Source organism: Rathayibacter sp. AC182 (assembly GCF_979253875.1).
Genome location: NZ_CEEDEK010000003.1, coordinates 781,333 through 796,076, shown reverse-complemented (window position 1 = coordinate 796,076; position 14,744 = coordinate 781,333). Strand labels below are relative to the sequence as shown.

The following is a 14,744-nucleotide window of genomic DNA, read 5'->3' as shown; positions in this document are numbered from 1 at the left end:
GGAGTCGTGGTTGCCGCTGGTCAGGACGACCTCGGCGCCGGCGCCGCGGAGCTCCTCGAGCGTGCGGGTGAGCAGGGCGTAGTGCTCGCCGGCCGGCACCGCCGAGTCGAAGACGTCGCCCGCCACGAGCACCACGTCGACGGCCTCCTCGCGCACGGTCGCGACGAGCGCCTCGAGCACCCGGCGCAGCGCGGGCACGCTCGAATGACCGTGGAAGGTGCGGCCGATGTGCCAGTCGGAGGTGTGGAGCAGCTTCACCGACGTCGTCCCTCCTGGCGTGCGGGGTGGCCCCCTGACTCGCTCCAGGCTACTGAGGGCCTCCGACACCGCCCGACCGCCCGGCCGCGTCGGGGCGGATCGACGTCGGACACCCGCTGTTCACCGGGAGGTGCACAATGGGTCGTCGGCGAAGGCGAGAGGAGTCGACCGTGAAGCTTCCCGCGTCCCCTCCCTCGGTCTCGGCTCGCGTACGCGCGCGGCCGCCGAGGACACCGCCCCGATCGAGCGGCTGCGCCCCGTCGAGGTCTCCGCCGCGCACCAGCACCGTCGACAACGCGATCTACCAGGACGGCCGCCGGATCGTCTCGCCCGGGAGCATCCCGGAGGCGCTCTCCGCGCTGCAGCGGCTCCCCGACGCCATGGCCTGGATCGGGCTCTACCGCCCGACCGAGGGCGAGCTCGCGGCTCTCGAGGACGAGTTCTCGATGCACCCCTCGCGATCGAGGACGCGATCAGCGCCCACCAGCGGCCGAAGCTCGAGCGCTACGGCAGCGACATGTTCGTGGTCCTGCGGGCCGCGAGCTACGCCGATCAGCGCGAGGAGGTCGACTTCGGCGAGCTGCACCTCTTCGTCGGCCCGAACTTCGTGGTGACCGTCCGGCACTCCGAGAAGCCGGACCTCTCCCTCGTGCGGCGCCGGATGGAGGCCGACCCCGAGCTCCTGCGCAAGGGCCCGGTGGCGGTCCTCTACGCGATCCTGGACGCCGTGGTCGACCAGTACTCGCCGGTGGTCGCCGGCCTCGAGAACGACATCGACGAGATCGAGGCCCAGGTCTTCGAGGGGGACCCCGCGGTGTCACGGCGCATCTACGAGCTGAGCCAGGAGGTGCTCGACTTCCAGCGCGCCACCCGGCCGCTCACGGGCATGCTCGGACGCCTCGTCACCGACTTCGAGGTGTTCCGCGAGGACGTCGAGCTGCGCCGCTACCTCCGCGACGTCGCCGATCACGTCGCCGTCGTCGACGAGCGCGTCGAGGGCTTCCGGACGACCCTCCGCGAGATCCTCGCGGTGAACGCGACCCTCGTCGCGCAGCGGCAGAACGAGGACATGAAGCGGCTGGCGGAGGCGGGCAACCAGCAGAACGACGAGGTCAAGCGCATCTCGGCCTGGGCGGCCATCTTCTTCGCGCCGACCATGATCTCGAGCGTCTACGGCATGAACTTCGACGTGATGCCGGAGCTGCACGTGGCGTGGGGCTACCCGGCCGCGCTGGGGCTGATGGTCGCGTCGAGCGTGATCCTGCACCGCCTGTTCAAGCGCTGGGGTTGGCTCTGACACGGTGAGCGGCAGCGGGTCCGGTCGGAGCGGCGCCCGCGCTCTCCCGGAACGAGGGCGGGAGGAGCCGCCGGTGATCCGGCTGCCCCTCCCGAGGTCCTACTTCCGGTCGTCCGCGGAGCCCGGTTCCGCGACCTCGGTTCCGTCGGCCCCCGAGGCGTCGCCGTCGGTGTGCAGATCGGTGTCACCCGGGATGCTGAAGTCGCTCAGCGGGTCCAGGGGCTTCTCGTCGGACTTCTCGTCGCGTTCGCTCATACCTGCACCCTACGAGCGTCCGACGAGCCGCTGCACCGCGGTGACCGGGATCGACAGCCACTGGGGGCGATTGCGAGCCTCGTAGATCGCCTCGTAGACGGCCTTGTCGAGCTCGAACGCGTCGAGCACGGCGCGGTGCGCCTCGACGGCGTCGCCCGCGCGCTCGGAGTACCCCTCGAGGAACGCGGCGCGGCTCGCCGCGGCCCACTCGGCGCGACTCGAGCCGGGGGAGCTCTGCTCGTGCGCTCCGGCGGCGTAGTCGAAGGAGCGCAGCATGCCCGCGACGTCGCGCAGGGCCACGTCGGGCATCCGCCGCTCGTTCATCGGACGCAGGGGCTCGCCCTCGAAGTCGAGCAGGACCCAGCCACGTCCGGGGACGAGGAGCACCTGCCCCAGGTGGTAGTCGCCGTGGATGCGCTGCAGCCGGGGCCAGGGCGCGGCCGCGGCCGCGCGGAAGACGGCGTCGATCGCCTCGGAGTCCTCTGCGATGACCGGCACCTCCGACGAGGCGATCCGCAGGCGACGGCGCATGGTGGCGACGATCCGCTCGACGACCTCGGGAGTCGCCTCCTCCGTCTCGAGGACGTCGGCGAGCGTGGCGTGCACCGCGGCGGTCGCCGAGCCCAGCTCGCGGGCGGGGCCGGTGAAGTCGGAGTCGGCGCCGACCGCCTCGAGGGCGACCCGCCACGCGTCCTGGACACCGGGGAGGAACTCCTGGGCGAAGGCGAGGTGCCCGAAGGCCCGCCCGCTCGGCTCGCCCTCATCGTCCCACTCGCCCGTGACGTTGCCGATGACGGGCGGGACCAGAGCGCTGCCGGCCGCGTTGAGCGCCGACTGCACCGTCACGTCGGGGTTGTCGCCGTGGTGCAGCGCTCGGAAGACCTTGACGATCACGGGGGTGCCGGCGGAGCCGTCCTCCGCCGTGGTCGACACGATGACGGAGGTGTTCGACTGCTCACCGCTGAGCACCTTCGACGACGCGAACGCGCCGATCACAGCACCCGGCTGCCGGTGCCCCTCGGCGCGGGCGCCGCCCTCGGCGCCGTCCTCGTCGGAGCGGCCGCCGTCGGCGATCATGCCGAGCAGAGCGCGCGCGAAGAAGGGGTCGCGCGGGGCGTCGTAGACCCAGCGCTCGCCGTCGGAGTAGACGAGCGCGTCCTCGAGGCCGGCGACGGGTGCCGGGTGCACGGACACGGGCACCTGGTAGAGCACGGGCGATGTCCCCGCCCGGTCGATGAAGAGGTGGTCCACCACCTCACCGCCCTCGGGGTGCAGCGACCACGCTCCGCGGACCTCGAGCTCGGGGCGCCGCCCCTTGCTCGCGTACCACCGCTGATCCGCCACCCATGCGGCGATCCGGTCGATCGACAGGCCTGCGCTCATGCTCTTCCCTTCGTCGGCACCCCGAACCCTACGCGTCGGGGGTGACACACGGGTGGGGCTTGCGGCGGGGCCGCCGGATCGGAGCGGGACGCTCAGGAGGCTCCGAGCACGTCCAGCATCCACGCGTACTCGAAGGCCACCTCGCGCCAGCGCTCGTAGCGGCCGCTCACCCCGCCGTGCCCGGCCGTCATCTCGATCTTGAGCAGAGCCGGCGCCCCGGCCTCGCGGAGCCGCGCGACCCACTTCGCCGGCTCCACGTAGAGAACCCGGGTGTCGTTGAGGCTGGTCGTCGCGAGGATCCGCGGGTACCGCACTCCGTCCCGCACGTTCTCGTAGGGCGAGTAGGACTTCATGTAGGCGTAGACCTCGGCGTCGTGCAGCGGATCGCCCCACTCGTCCCACTCGATGACCGTCAGCGGCAGCGACGGATCCAGGATCGAGGTCAGCGCGTCGACGAACGGCACCTGGGCCAGGACGCCCGCGAACAGCTCCGGGGCGAGGTTCGCGACCGCGCCCACCAGCAGACCGCCGGCCGAGCCGCCCTGGGCGACGAGCCGCTCCGGAGTCGTGAACCCGGCCTCGACGAGGTGCCGGGCGGAGTCGACGAAGTCGGTGAACGTCGCCTTCTTGGTGAGCGTCCTGCCGTTCTCGTACCACGAGCGGCCCATCTCGCCGCCACCGCGCACATGCGCGATCGCGAAGACGACTCCGCGATCGAGCGGTGAGAGCCGGGGGATCGAGAAGCCGGGATCGATGCTCGCCTCGTAGGAGCCGTAGCCGTAGAGGATCAGCGGAGCCGGGGCCGTGTCGGGATCGGCGGCGTCGCGGCGCCAGACCAGGGAGAGCGGGATCCGCGTGCCGTCCTGCGCCGTCGCCCACTCCCGGCGCTGCACGTAGCGCTCGGGGTCGTAGTCGCCGAGCACGGGCTGCTGCTTCAGCACGGTGCGCCCGCCGGTCGCGACGTCGAGCGAGAGCACCGTCGAGGGGTGACGAACGAGGTGTACGCGAGGCGGAGGGACGTCTGCTCCCACTCCGGATTGCCGGCGAGCCCCGCATCGTAGAGCGGCTCGTCGAAGACGATCTCGTCGAGCGCGGCCTCGCCGTCGCCCTCCCGGAGCAGGCCCAGGCGCGTCGCGCCCTCCGACCGGTAGGAGACGACCACGTGCCGGGCGAAGGCGTCGACGCCCTCGATGCGGCGACCGGCGAGGTGGGGCACCACGACGCGCCGCTGCTGCGCGCGCTCCTCGGCACTCAGGGAGAGATCGGCCGGCTCCTCCACGATCTCGAAGTCGAGCGCCGCGTCGTTGTGCACGATGAGGAGGCGGTCTCGCCCGTCGAGGACGGCGTGCTCGACCTCGTACTCCACTCCCTCGCGCCGCGGCCACACGGAGCGGAACTCGCCGGTGGGGTCCTGCGCGTCGAGCAGGAGGCACTCGCTGGTGATCTTGCTGCCGATCTCGATGACCAGGAAGCGGCGGCTGCGGGTGAGGCCGACGCCGATCCAGTAGCGCTCGTCAGGCTCGGTGAAGACGACCACGTCGGCGGCGGCGTCGGTGCCGACCTCGTGGCGCATGATCGTGTCCGGCCGCCACGACTCGTCGACGGTCGGGTAGAAGACGTGGCGGGCGTCGGCGCCGAAGGTCGCTCCGCCGCCCGTCTGCTCGACGACGTCGGGCAGGTCCTCGCCGGTCGCGAGGTCGCGGATGCGGAGCGTGTAGCGCTCGTCGCCCTCGACGTCCGTGCCGAAGAGCAGGTAGCGGCCGTCGGCGCTGATGTCGAAGCTGCCGAGGGAGAAGAACTCGTGCCCCTCCGCCTCGGCGTTGCCGTCGAGGACGATCTGCTCGCCGGGGAGCTCGGCGCCCTCTCCGAGGGCGGGCGGGGTCCAGTCGTCGGGCCCGCTGATCGGAGCCCGGCGGTGCACCGCGTACTGGCGGCCCTCGAAGGAGCGCGAGAAGTACCACCAGGCGCCCTCGCGGACGGGCACCGACAGGTCGGTCTCCTTCGTCCGCGAGCGGATCTCCTCGAAGAGCCGCTCCCGCAGCGGCGCCAGCGGCTCGAGGACCGCGTCGGTGTAGGCGTTCTCGGCCTCGAGATGGGCGAGGACCCCGGGGTCCTCCTTCTCGCGGAGCCACTCGTACTGATCGACCACCGTGTCGCCGTGATGACGGCGCTCCAGGGGGACGCGGCGGGCGACGGGCGGGACGGGCGCAGTCATCCCCTCAGCCTAAGCCGGAGCGGCACCCGGGCGCCCCGGGGTGCCGCACGCGTCCGCCGTGCGCAGAATGGACCATGCCGAGTGCGAAGAAGTCGAAGAAGCCCGCCGCGACCGGGGGTCGCACCTCGCACACGCAGACCGAGATCGAGCGCAAGTACGACGTCGGCGCCGAGACCGAGCTGCCCGATCTCGCGGGAGCCGGACCAGTGGCGTCCACGGAGCGCCAGGCCCCGGTCGCTCTGCGGGCCGAGTACTTCGACACCTCGGGGCGCGCCCTCTCGCGCGGCCGCATCACCCTGCGGCGCCGGGCGGGCGGAGCGGACGAGGGCTGGCACGTCAAGCTTCCCGGCTCCGCGGGGCGCACCGAGATCCACGCGCCGCTCACCGAGTCCAGCACGGTGCCGGCGGTCATCCGCTCGGCGGTGCTCGGCCACGTCGGCCGCTCGCGGCTCGAGCCCCTCGCCCTGCTCGAGGACATCGCGGGGGATCACCCGAGTGCTCGCCGCCGACGGCCGCCAGCTCGCCGAGGTGGCCGACGACCTCGTCGTCGCCCGCGACGAGCGCACCGGAGTCGAGCGGCGCTGGCGGGAGTGGGAGGTCGAGCTCGTCGATGCCCCCGGGGGCGAGGAGGCGGTGCTCGAGGCGGTGGAGCGGCGGCTGCTCGGAGCGGCGCCCGACCGGCCGAGAGCGCGTCGAAGCTCGCCCGCGCGACCGGGGGGCCGATCGACGTGAGCCGTTCCGCCCCGCGCGACGGGGGAGAGGCGGCGCTCGCCGCGGTCGTCGAGCTGCTGGCCGAGCTCCGCGCCGTCGACCCCTTCGTGCGCCTCGAGGCCGAGAACGCACTGCACCGGATGCGGACGCTCTGCCGGCGGCTGCGCAGCGTGCTCGCCGCCTCCCGCTCGGTCCTGGACCGCAGCGCCACCGATCCGATCCGCGACGAGCTGCGCTGGCTGGGCGGAGTCCTCGGCGCCGCGAGGGACGAGGAGGTGCTGGGAGCCCGGCTGCGCGCCGGTCTCGCCGCCGCCGCCGAGCAGCTGCCCGCGGCCGCCGTGTCGGAGTCGAGCATCCTGGTCGACATCGAGGGCCGGCACGGTGTCGCGCTCCGCCGCGTCGCCCGCACTCTGCGCGGCGGCCGGTACCTCGACCTGCTGGCGTCGCTCGACGAGCTGATCGGCGACCCGCCGAGGACCGCGAAGGCGGGCTCGAGCGCTCGGAAGCTGGTGAAGCGGTCGCTGAAGAAGGAGCTGTCGCGTCTGGAGACGGCGCGCAGCGGACCGGATCGGCACGAGGTCCGCAAGGCGGCGAAGCGGCTGCGCTACGTCGTCGAGGCGTGGCGCTCGGTCGTCCCCTCCGCGGTCGGCCCCCGCGTGCACCGGAGGGAGCGTCGCGGAGGACATCGCGGACGCACTGGGGGAGCAGCGCGACGCGCTCGCCGCACGCCGCGCACTGGGCGAGCACTCCGCTCGCGCCGCCCGGCTCGGCGAGCCGGCCGCGGCCCTCGGCGTCGCGTTCGCCGAGGAGGGGCACCGGGCCCGGGATGCGCAGAGCGCCGCCGACGAGGCCTTCGCGCGATTCGACTCGCTGTCAAGCTGATCCGGCGGTAACGCACGGGAAACAGGCGGCGGATAATGTGAATCATGCCTTCCGTCCGTGCTCTCCCGTCCCCGCTCCTGCGTCCCCGCCATTTCGACCGGGACGACGTCGTCGTCCACGCCGGTCTGTTCTCGCTGGTGAACTCGAGTACGACGCCGAAAGCAGCCTGGACGGAAGACCTGATCGCGATCGGCGAGGTGCTCGACGAGGCGGAATTCCCCTACCGGCTGATCCGCGGCACCGACGGCGCTCCGTTCCTCGCGGTCGACCGCTCGCTCGGCACCGAGCTCGCGACCCTGCTGGCCCGCGCCTTCGCGACCGAGCCCTTCTACGTGAAGACCCTCGACAAGCGCGGCACGCCGCCGCACCTGATCGCCGAGGGCATGATCGCGCCCTACCCGCGCGCCTACGTCTTCTCGCTCTTCCGCCCCCGCGTCTCCTCCACCGGATCACTCCGCTACGGCGCCCGCAGCGGGTGCGTCTCGAGCTGTGGAAGGTGGGCGAGGAGGAGATCATCACTCCCGCCGAGAACGCGCTCATGCGCAACAGCCTCCCCGTCGCCGAGGCCATCGACGCGCACGTCGAGGCCTACGGACGCACCTGGCCGACCTTCGAGGGCATGTTCGAGCCGCTCGTCAGCGACATCCGCTTCGAGGTCGACATCGTCTTCTCGTGGGTCGACGGCACCGATCTCGAGTTCCAGCGCGCCCGCGCCGCCCGCATGGCCAGCTACGTGGTCGGCGAGGGCGACGACGCCCCTGCCCGCTTCCGCCAGATCGACGAGCTCAAGTACGCGCTGCGCAGCGTCTACATGTACGCGCCCTGGATCCGGCACATCTACATCGTCACCGACTCGCCCCGTCCCCGGTGGCTCGACGAGCACCCGGACGTCACCCTCGTGCGCAGCGAGGACCACTTCCGCGATCTCTCGGTGCTGCCGACCCACAACTCGCACGCCGTCGAGAGCCAGCTGCACCGCATCCCCGGGCTCGCCGAGCACTTCCTCTACTCCAACGACGACATGTTCTTCGGGCGCCCGGTCGATCCGTCGATCTTCTTCTCGCCCGGAGGCATCACCAAGTTCATCGAGGCGACGACCCGCATCGGCATGGGCGACTCCAACGCCTCCCGGAGCGGCTTCGAGAACGCCGCGCGCGTCAACCGGCGCCTGCTGCGCGAGCGCTTCGGTGCGATGACCACCCGTCACCTCGAGCACGCGGCGACTCCGCTGCGCAAGAGCGTGATGGCCGAGCTCGAGACCGAGTTCGAGCCCGAGTTCACCGCGACCGCCGCGAGCCGCTTCCGCTCCTCGAGCGACGTCTCGGTCACCAACTCGCTCTACCACTACTACGCGCTGATGACCGGGCGCGCCGTCGTGCAGGAGAACGCCAAGGTGAAGTACGTCGACACGACGATGCACCAGGGCCTGAAGGACATGAAGAAGCTGCTGAAGAACCGCGGCGTCGACTTCTTCTGCCTCAACGACGGCAGCTTTCCCGAGATCTCGGCCGAGGCGCGCACCAAGGCCGTCATCGGGTTCCTCGAGGAGTACTACCCGATCGCCGCCCCGTGGGAGCGCGAGGACTGATCGTGCTCTGGAGCGTCGGCGGCGCGGTCGTCGGACTGCTGCTGGGGATCGCGAGCTCGCTCGTGTTCCCCGGCATCGGGGTCGGAGCGGGCGTGGGCGTCGGGCTCGCGCTCGGTGCCGCGCTGGCCTTCGCCGGTCACCTGTTCGCCCGCGACCGGGCGCGGGGGCGCTCGGAGCGCTGAGGACGGGCGCTGCTCGTCCTGGGCCTCCCACCTTCGCTCGTCACGGACTCCGCGCTGACGACGGAGTGCTCTCCGGCAGGAGAGGGCTCGGCGCGACGGACCTCGAGTCGGCGGAGCGGCGGATCGTTTCGAACGACCACGCGGTGGCCGGTCCGCTCTTGTGGAGAAGGGCTCTCACGTCCCTCCTCAGAACGGAGGTGGATCGCCGTCGACCGGCAGTCTCCCGGAATCCGTGCTCTGGAACGGCTGCGGCGGTGGCTCCGGCGCGGTGGTGTGGTGTCGTCCGGTGGGGCTAGTCCAGTGGAGGATTCCGCCCGGTCGGTGGTGGACCTGCCAGGTGGTGGTGTGGCGGAGTCGGTGGTGGTGGCGGCAGAGGTGGGCGAGGTTGTCGGCGTCGGTCGGTCCGTCGTGCTGCCACTCGATGCCGTGGTCGACGTCGCTGTCGCGGGCGGAGCGGGTGCAGCCGGGGAACCGGCAGGTGGCGTCTCGGTGGGCGAGGGCCCGGCGGAGGTCTGCCGGGACACGGTAGGTGGTGCGTCCGACGGAGAGGATCGCGCCGGTCTCGGGGTGGGTCAGAATTCGGGTGAAGGAGGGAGCGTCGGCGGCCAGGCGTCGGGCCGTGGCGGGGTCGATGGGTCCGTAGCCGTCGAGGAAGCCGGGTTCGTCGGAGCGTCCGAGCAGGGTCAGGACGGGCACGGTGACGGAGACCCGCGGCCGCATGCCCCGTGGGACCGCTGTCGCGGGCTGGGAACCATCCAGGCCCGGCGCGGTCTCGCCGTCGAGGAAGAGCGCGGTGGCGACGTCGGCGCGCAGCTGTCCGAGGGTGCGCTCCTCGTCGGGAAGGTCTTTCAGGCTGCGGGCGACGCGGTCGATGCGGTCGAAGGCTCCGTGCGCGTCGGGGGCGGGGAGGTGCAGGTGGAGGGTGGTCATGCCGTCGAGGTCGCCGTCGAGCCACACGCCGCGGCGGGCGGCGCACCGAGCGTGGCGGTCGGTGAGCGACTCCGGGTGCAGGCGCTCGCGCAGTGACCGCAGGCGGCGCCGGAGCTGGGGAGGTGTGCACTCGCGAGCGAGAGGCGTTGCGGCGTCGTCGAAGCGGCCGCGCACCTCGATCGGGAGATCGAGTGCGACCCGGATGATCACGCGCGCGTGCTCGGGTGCGATCGCGGCTTCTCGCAGAGCCGTCAGAGTCTGCGGCAGCTCGTTGACGAGCATCCGGCTCTCCTCCACGATGACAGCAGCGAGGGATTCGGAGACCCGCATGCCGGTCGCGATCTCCGCGATCAGGGCTCGCATCGCGGCTTCCTCGCGTTCGACGTGCGCCTGCACGCGGGGATCGACGAGCGCATCCGGGAGCGTCATCGCCGTGCGGCGGGCGAGCTCGATCAGTTGCGCCCGCTCGGCTTCGGCTCGTGCGCGGAACGCGTCGACCGCGCACGCGGCTCCGACGGCGGCGACGAGGGCGTCGTCGAAGCACTCGCGCACGCTCGGACCGCCGCCCGCGGGCCTCGCCTCGACATCCAGAAGAACCATACGAGGATGACACCACCGACCACCGACATCACGAGTGCGATCGCGCCGTCCAGAGGCGGAACGTGCCAGGAGCGATTCGGAGGCAGACCTGCTGCTGGACGTGGATCTCGATACGCCCGCTGCGCGGGCTACTCGACCAGCGAGGGAGACGCCCGCTGCGCGCGCTACTCGATCAGCAGAGGAGGGCGGACGGACGCGGTGCGGTGCGGTGCTGCTCGATCCGAGGAGGTGAGTGGCGGACGCGGTGCCTGCCGTTCGATCAGCGGAGGACGGCGGACAGAGGCGATCCGGGCTGGGCGATGGAGGAAGAGCGAGCGACGATCGTCGAAGACGCCCCCGCGGCGGGCGCCCGACGAGCCGTGCGCTAGGCGCTGACGCCCACGCGCTCCTCGAGCGGCGGGTAGAGCGCCTCGTCGCGCGAGACCGGTGCCGCGGTGGCCGGGGCGATCTCGACGCCGGCGGCCGCGAGGATCCGCTCGGTCTCGTTCGCCGAGACGTACGAGACCTCGGTCGAGGTGCCGATCGGCACGACCGAGTGCAGCACCGTGCCGTCGTAGACGTGGATGAGGTTGAACGCCTGGGCGCCGTTCCGCGCGCGGGTGCCGCCGACCGGGACGTTGAGGTCCTGGGTGTAGCAGGTGGCCGAGGCGACCGACACGGGGATCCCCGCGAAGGTGGCGGTGGAGGAGTAGTGCAGGTGGCCCGCGATGATGCTGCGGACGTCGGACCCCTCGAGGACCTCGGCCAGCGCCGGCTGGTCGCGTAGCTCCACGAGCACCGAGAGGTCGAGCACGGACGGCACCGGCGGGTGGTGCAGCGCCAGGATCGTGCCGTGGGGTGCCGGGCTCGCCAGCTCCTCGGCGAGCCAGTCGAGCTGCGCGTCCGAGATCTCGCCGTAGTGGGCGCCGGGCACGGTCGAGTCGAGCGCGATGATGCGCAGACCGTTCACGTCGTGCACGCGGTCGACGGGCTGCGTGGTCGGGAGCTGGTCGAGCAGCTCCGAGCGGAGCGCACCGCGGTCGTCGTGGTTGCCCATGACCCAGATCACCTCGGCGCCGAGGCGGGCGGCCGCCGGCTCGACGACCGCGCGGAGCTTGGCGTACGCCTCCGGCTCGCCCTTGTCGGCGAGGTCGCCGGTGATGACGATCGCCTCCGGCCGTCCGCCGGACTCCTCGAGCTCGTCGAAGAGCCGGCGGAGCTGCGCCTCGCTGTCGACGTCGGAGCCGTAGAGGCCCCCGTCGCCCGCGATGAAGTGGGTGTCGCTGAGATGAAGGATGAAGTGGTTGGGCCGCGGGTACTCGGCCTGACGGACAGTCATGATCCTCGGGTTTCACGATCGGCGGGAGCTGAATCGGTTGTTCCAGCATCGGCACTGGCGAAGGTACGACGCGGGATCCAGGACTGCACCCGCTGACGCCAGTCCATCATCGCGGGGTGAACGAGGGGCCAACACGGCGCGGCGCGTCATCGAACGCTTTTCCCAGCAAGCGGCGCGAACCGGAGGAACGAGGGCGGATCGGCTCAGAGCCGGTGCAGCAGCCGCTCGTAGAACTCGATCGCGCGCTCGAACTGGTCGACCTCGACCGACTCGTCGGCTCCGTGGATGCCGAGCTGCTGCTGCAGGCTGATCTCGAAGGGGATGAAGCGGTAGACGCCGTCGCTGATCGCGTGGAAGTGGCGGGCGTCGCTGCCGCCGGTCTGCACGTACGGCGCGACGATCGCCTCGGGGAAGACCTCGTGGATCACGGATCGCAGCACGTCGTAGGGTCCGCCGTCGCCCCGCTCGCCGGTCGAGGAGACCGGGGAGGGCTCGTGCGCCACCCGCACCTCGACCTCGACCTGCGGGTCGTCGATGACGTCGCGGATCCGGGCGACCACTCCCGCGACGGTGCCGCCCGGGTTGATCCGCACGTTCGCGACCGCGCTGGCGGTCGACGCGAGGACGTTCGCGCCGGTGCTGCCGCGGAGCTGGGTGACGGCGACGGTGGTGCGCAGCATCGCGGCCGAGCGGTTGGAGTGCGCGGCGAGGGCGCCGATCACCGCGTCCGGGTGCTCGTGCGGGCGGGCGTACCAGACGGCGTGCGCCGCATCGGCGTGCGGAGAGCCGCCTGCACGAGCTCGGCGATCGGCTCGGGCAGCGTGGACGGGAACGGGTTCTCGGTCAGCCGGTGGATGGCCCGCGCGAGCCGCTGCGTGGCGAGGAGCCCCGGGAAGGGCGGGGGAGCGGAGGCGTGGCCGCCGGCGTCGCGGCAGGTCAGCTCGAGGTTCATGATGCCGCGCTCGGTCACTCCGACGACGGCGATCGGAGTGGTGACGCCGGGCAGGATGCCGCGGCGGACGTTGCCGCCCTCGTCCAGCACGAAGCGGGGCCGCACGCCGCGCGCGGCGAGCAGGGCGACGACCGAGGGCGCGCCGTCGCCGGCCGTCTCCTCGTTGTGCGTCGGAGGAGGTAGACGTCGCGCTCGGGACGCTCGCCGCGCAGCACCGCGGCCTCGACCGCTTCGAGCAGGGCCACGAGCGAGCCCTTGTCGTCGAGGGCGCCGCGGCCGATCACCGAGGTGCGCCCGTCGGGCCGCAGGACGGTGTCGGCGGCGAACGGCGAGCTCGACCAGTCCTCCGGGGTGACGCTGACGACGTCGTAGTGGGCCATCAGCACCGCGGGATCGCCGTCGACCGTGCCGCGCCAGCGCCAGAGCAGGGAGTGCCCGGCGACGATCTCGCGCTCCAGCGCGCCGTGCAGGGCCGGGTAGAACTGCTCGAGCAGCTCGACGAAGACCTCGAAGCGCGACCAGTCGGTCGCGGATTCGTCGGAGTGCGACACCGTGTCGACCCGCAGCAGGGCCTGGAAGCGCTCGAGCGCGGAGGTGGTCGTCACCGGGCTAGCCTACGACGGCGGTCACCGGCCTCCGGCCCGCGCGAGAGCGGAGGTGCGCGGTGACTCCACTGCCCGAGGTGTGCGTGGTCTACGTCCTTCGCGAGCGCGCGGGAGGCGTCGAGGTGCTGCTCGGCGAGAAGCGCCGGGGTCTGGGGCGGGGCCGCGTCGTCGCTCCGGGCGGGAAGCTCGAGCCGGGGGAGTCGCCGGTCGAGGCCGCCGTGCGGGAGCTCGCCGAGGAGGTCGGGCTGCACGCCGAGCCGCGTGATCTCGTCGCGCACGGGATCCTGGACTACCGCTTCCCGCACCGGCCCGAGTGGAGCCAGCGGTCGCACGTCTTCCTCTGCCGCCGGTTCTCGGGTGAGGTGACGGAGTCGAGCGAGCTCGCCGCATCCTTCGTCGCGGTGGACGACGTCCCGTTCGAGCGGATGTGGGACGACGCGAGGTTCTGGCTCCCCGGCGTCCTGCGGAACGGGGAGAGCGCGCGCTGGCGCTTCGACTTCGCAGCGGACCTCGCGAGCGTCGCCGACTCGGACGCTCCCGGCTGGCCGGGCGCTCGCTGAGCTCAGACCTCGAGCACGTCCCCGGGCTCCAGCGCGTGGTACTCGCCGCCGCCCTCGCGGGTCGCCCAGCCGAGTCGGTCGTGGCCCATGTTCCGGCCCGCCGCGGACAGCACCCCCTCGTGCGTCGCGAAGGCGTGCCGCGGTGCGAGGGCGAGCACGTGGTCCATCGACTCGGCGATCTTCATCCAGGGAGCACCGGAGGGCGCGGCCAGGATCTCCACGTCGACTCCGTCGGGCCGGGTGAAGGAGTCGCCCGCGTAGTAGAAGCGCCCGTTCACCAGCACCGCGACGTTGTCGATCACGGGGATCGAGCTGTGGATGACCGCGTGCCGCGAGCCGAAGAACCGCAGCTCGAAGGGACCGACCTCGACGGTGTCGCCGTCGGCGACGGTCTTGACCGCGAAGCCCTCCGCGGCCGCCGCGACGCCCGCCGGTCCGAAGAAGCGGATCGACGGGTTCGCCGAGCGCAGGCGCTCGAGCTGCTCGGGCGTCCAGTGGTCCGGGTGCTCGTGGGTGAGGACCACGGCCACGGTCCCGGGGGTGCCCTCGACGGGACGCGTGAATCCTCCGGGATCGATCACGAGGCGGGATCCGGCCTCCTCGACGAGGACGGCGGCGTGCTCGAGCTTGGTGAGTCGCATGCCTCCGAGCTAACCGCCCTCGTCGCCCGGTCGCAAGGCGGAGCCGTCAGGCCCGGCGGGCGGCGAGGGCGCCGGCGAACGCGGCGGCGGAGGACGGCGAGCTGTCGATCCGCCAGTCCACCTCCTTGTCGTGGTGGAACCACACCAGGCCGACCACGTCCTGCTGGACGTTCAGGTACCCGACCAGGTCGCTGATCCAGGCCGCCTTCGAGCCGCCGGCCTCGGCGGACGCCGTCTCGCCGATGATGATCGGTGTGCCGGGGGCCAGCGACCGCACCTGGTCCAGCCCGCGGCGAAGAGCGCGCCGGCGGAGGTCCAGGGCTCCAGGTCGTCGCCGTGCCCCAGTTGTAGCCGTCCAGCGCGAGGA

Annotated in this window: 13 protein-coding genes and 3 pseudogenes; 5 read left to right on the top strand and 11 right to left on the bottom strand. The window is 72.3% G+C overall.

Features of this window, described 5'->3' with window-relative positions; genetic code table 11:
• Positions 1-57: 57 nt before the first annotated feature.
• Positions 58-198 (bottom strand): annotated as a pseudogene (locus AC0CII_RS07440) (exonuclease sbcCD subunit D); the annotation flags it as partial.
• Positions 199-395: 197 nt separating this feature from the next.
• Here AC0CII_RS07440 and AC0CII_RS07435 point away from each other — a divergent pair.
• Positions 396-1,555: pseudogene (locus AC0CII_RS07435) on the top strand (magnesium and cobalt transport protein CorA).
• Positions 1,556-1,654: 99 nt separating this feature from the next.
• Here the strand turns inward: AC0CII_RS07435 and AC0CII_RS07430 are convergent.
• From AC0CII_RS07430 to AC0CII_RS07420, 3 genes and pseudogenes are all read right to left on the bottom strand, one after another.
• Positions 1,655-1,810 (bottom strand): hypothetical protein, encoded by a 156-nt coding sequence (locus AC0CII_RS07430; protein WP_465225600.1) that lies wholly within the window; start codon positions 1,808-1,810, stop codon positions 1,655-1,657.
• Positions 1,811-1,819: 9 nt separating this feature from the next.
• Positions 1,820-3,193, bottom strand: coding sequence for a maltokinase N-terminal cap-like domain-containing protein (locus tag AC0CII_RS07425; RefSeq protein ID WP_465225601.1), 1,374 nt, complete (start codon positions 3,191-3,193; stop codon positions 1,820-1,822).
• 92 nt (positions 3,194-3,285) lie between these two features.
• Positions 3,286-5,408, bottom strand: a pseudogene (locus AC0CII_RS07420) (S9 family peptidase).
• A 74-nt stretch (positions 5,409-5,482) separates the two neighbouring features.
• Here AC0CII_RS07420 and AC0CII_RS07415 point away from each other — a divergent pair.
• From AC0CII_RS07415 to AC0CII_RS07405, 3 genes are read left to right on the top strand one after another with little or no spacing between them, the layout of a single operon-like run.
• Positions 5,483-7,012, top strand: a complete 1,530-nt coding sequence (locus AC0CII_RS07415; protein ID WP_465228981.1) for a CYTH and CHAD domain-containing protein — start codon at positions 5,483-5,485, stop codon at positions 7,010-7,012.
• A gap of 26 nt (positions 7,013-7,038) precedes the next feature.
• The gene (locus AC0CII_RS07410) at positions 7,039-8,589 is read left to right on the top strand and encodes a stealth family protein (protein WP_465228980.1); all 1,551 of its coding nucleotides are present in this window, start codon (positions 7,039-7,041) and stop codon (positions 8,587-8,589) included.
• 2 nt (positions 8,590-8,591) lie between these two features.
• On the top strand, positions 8,592-8,771 hold the full coding sequence (locus AC0CII_RS07405) for a hypothetical protein (protein ID WP_465225605.1): 180 nt from the start codon (positions 8,592-8,594) through the stop codon (positions 8,769-8,771).
• A 186-nt stretch (positions 8,772-8,957) separates the two neighbouring features.
• Here AC0CII_RS07405 and AC0CII_RS07400 read toward each other — a convergent pair whose 3' ends face one another.
• From AC0CII_RS07400 to AC0CII_RS07380, 5 genes are all read right to left on the bottom strand, one after another.
• Entirely contained in the window at positions 8,958-10,253 is a 1,296-nt protein-coding gene (locus AC0CII_RS07400; protein WP_465228979.1) for an HNH endonuclease signature motif containing protein, read from the bottom strand.
• Between the two features lie 412 nt (positions 10,254-10,665).
• The gene (locus AC0CII_RS07395; RefSeq protein WP_465225606.1) at positions 10,666-11,619 is read right to left on the bottom strand and encodes a phosphodiesterase; all 954 of its coding nucleotides are present in this window, start codon (positions 11,617-11,619) and stop codon (positions 10,666-10,668) included.
• A gap of 203 nt (positions 11,620-11,822) precedes the next feature.
• A complete protein-coding gene (locus tag AC0CII_RS07390) occupies positions 11,823-12,341 on the bottom strand; it encodes a M20/M25/M40 family metallo-hydrolase (protein WP_465228978.1) in 519 nt (172 codons plus the stop codon).
• Positions 12,338-12,589, bottom strand: coding sequence for a hypothetical protein (locus AC0CII_RS07385; RefSeq protein ID WP_465228977.1), 252 nt, complete (start codon positions 12,587-12,589; stop codon positions 12,338-12,340). Before AC0CII_RS07385 ends, AC0CII_RS07390 begins: the two co-directional genes overlap by 4 nt.
• Complete coding sequence (locus AC0CII_RS07380; protein ID WP_465228976.1) at positions 12,586-13,176, bottom strand: M20/M25/M40 family metallo-hydrolase; 591 nt, start codon at positions 13,174-13,176, stop codon at positions 12,586-12,588. Before AC0CII_RS07380 ends, AC0CII_RS07385 begins: the two co-directional genes overlap by 4 nt.
• A gap of 83 nt (positions 13,177-13,259) precedes the next feature.
• Here AC0CII_RS07380 and AC0CII_RS07375 point away from each other — a divergent pair, with 83 nt between their 5' ends.
• Entirely contained in the window at positions 13,260-13,736 is a 477-nt protein-coding gene (locus tag AC0CII_RS07375; RefSeq protein ID WP_465228975.1) for an 8-oxo-dGTP diphosphatase, read from the top strand.
• Positions 13,737-13,738: 2 nt separating this feature from the next.
• Here the strand turns inward: AC0CII_RS07375 and AC0CII_RS07370 are convergent, their stop codons facing one another.
• Both AC0CII_RS07370 and AC0CII_RS07365 read right to left on the bottom strand, forming a co-directional pair.
• Positions 13,739-14,377: an MBL fold metallo-hydrolase gene (locus AC0CII_RS07370; protein ID WP_465225608.1), complete on the bottom strand. Its 639-nt coding sequence runs from the start codon at positions 14,375-14,377 to the stop codon at positions 13,739-13,741.
• Positions 14,378-14,423: 46 nt separating this feature from the next.
• Positions 14,424-14,654, bottom strand: a complete 231-nt coding sequence (locus AC0CII_RS07365) for a hypothetical protein (protein ID WP_465229108.1) — start codon at positions 14,652-14,654, stop codon at positions 14,424-14,426.
• Between the last annotated feature and the right edge of the window lie 90 nt (positions 14,655-14,744).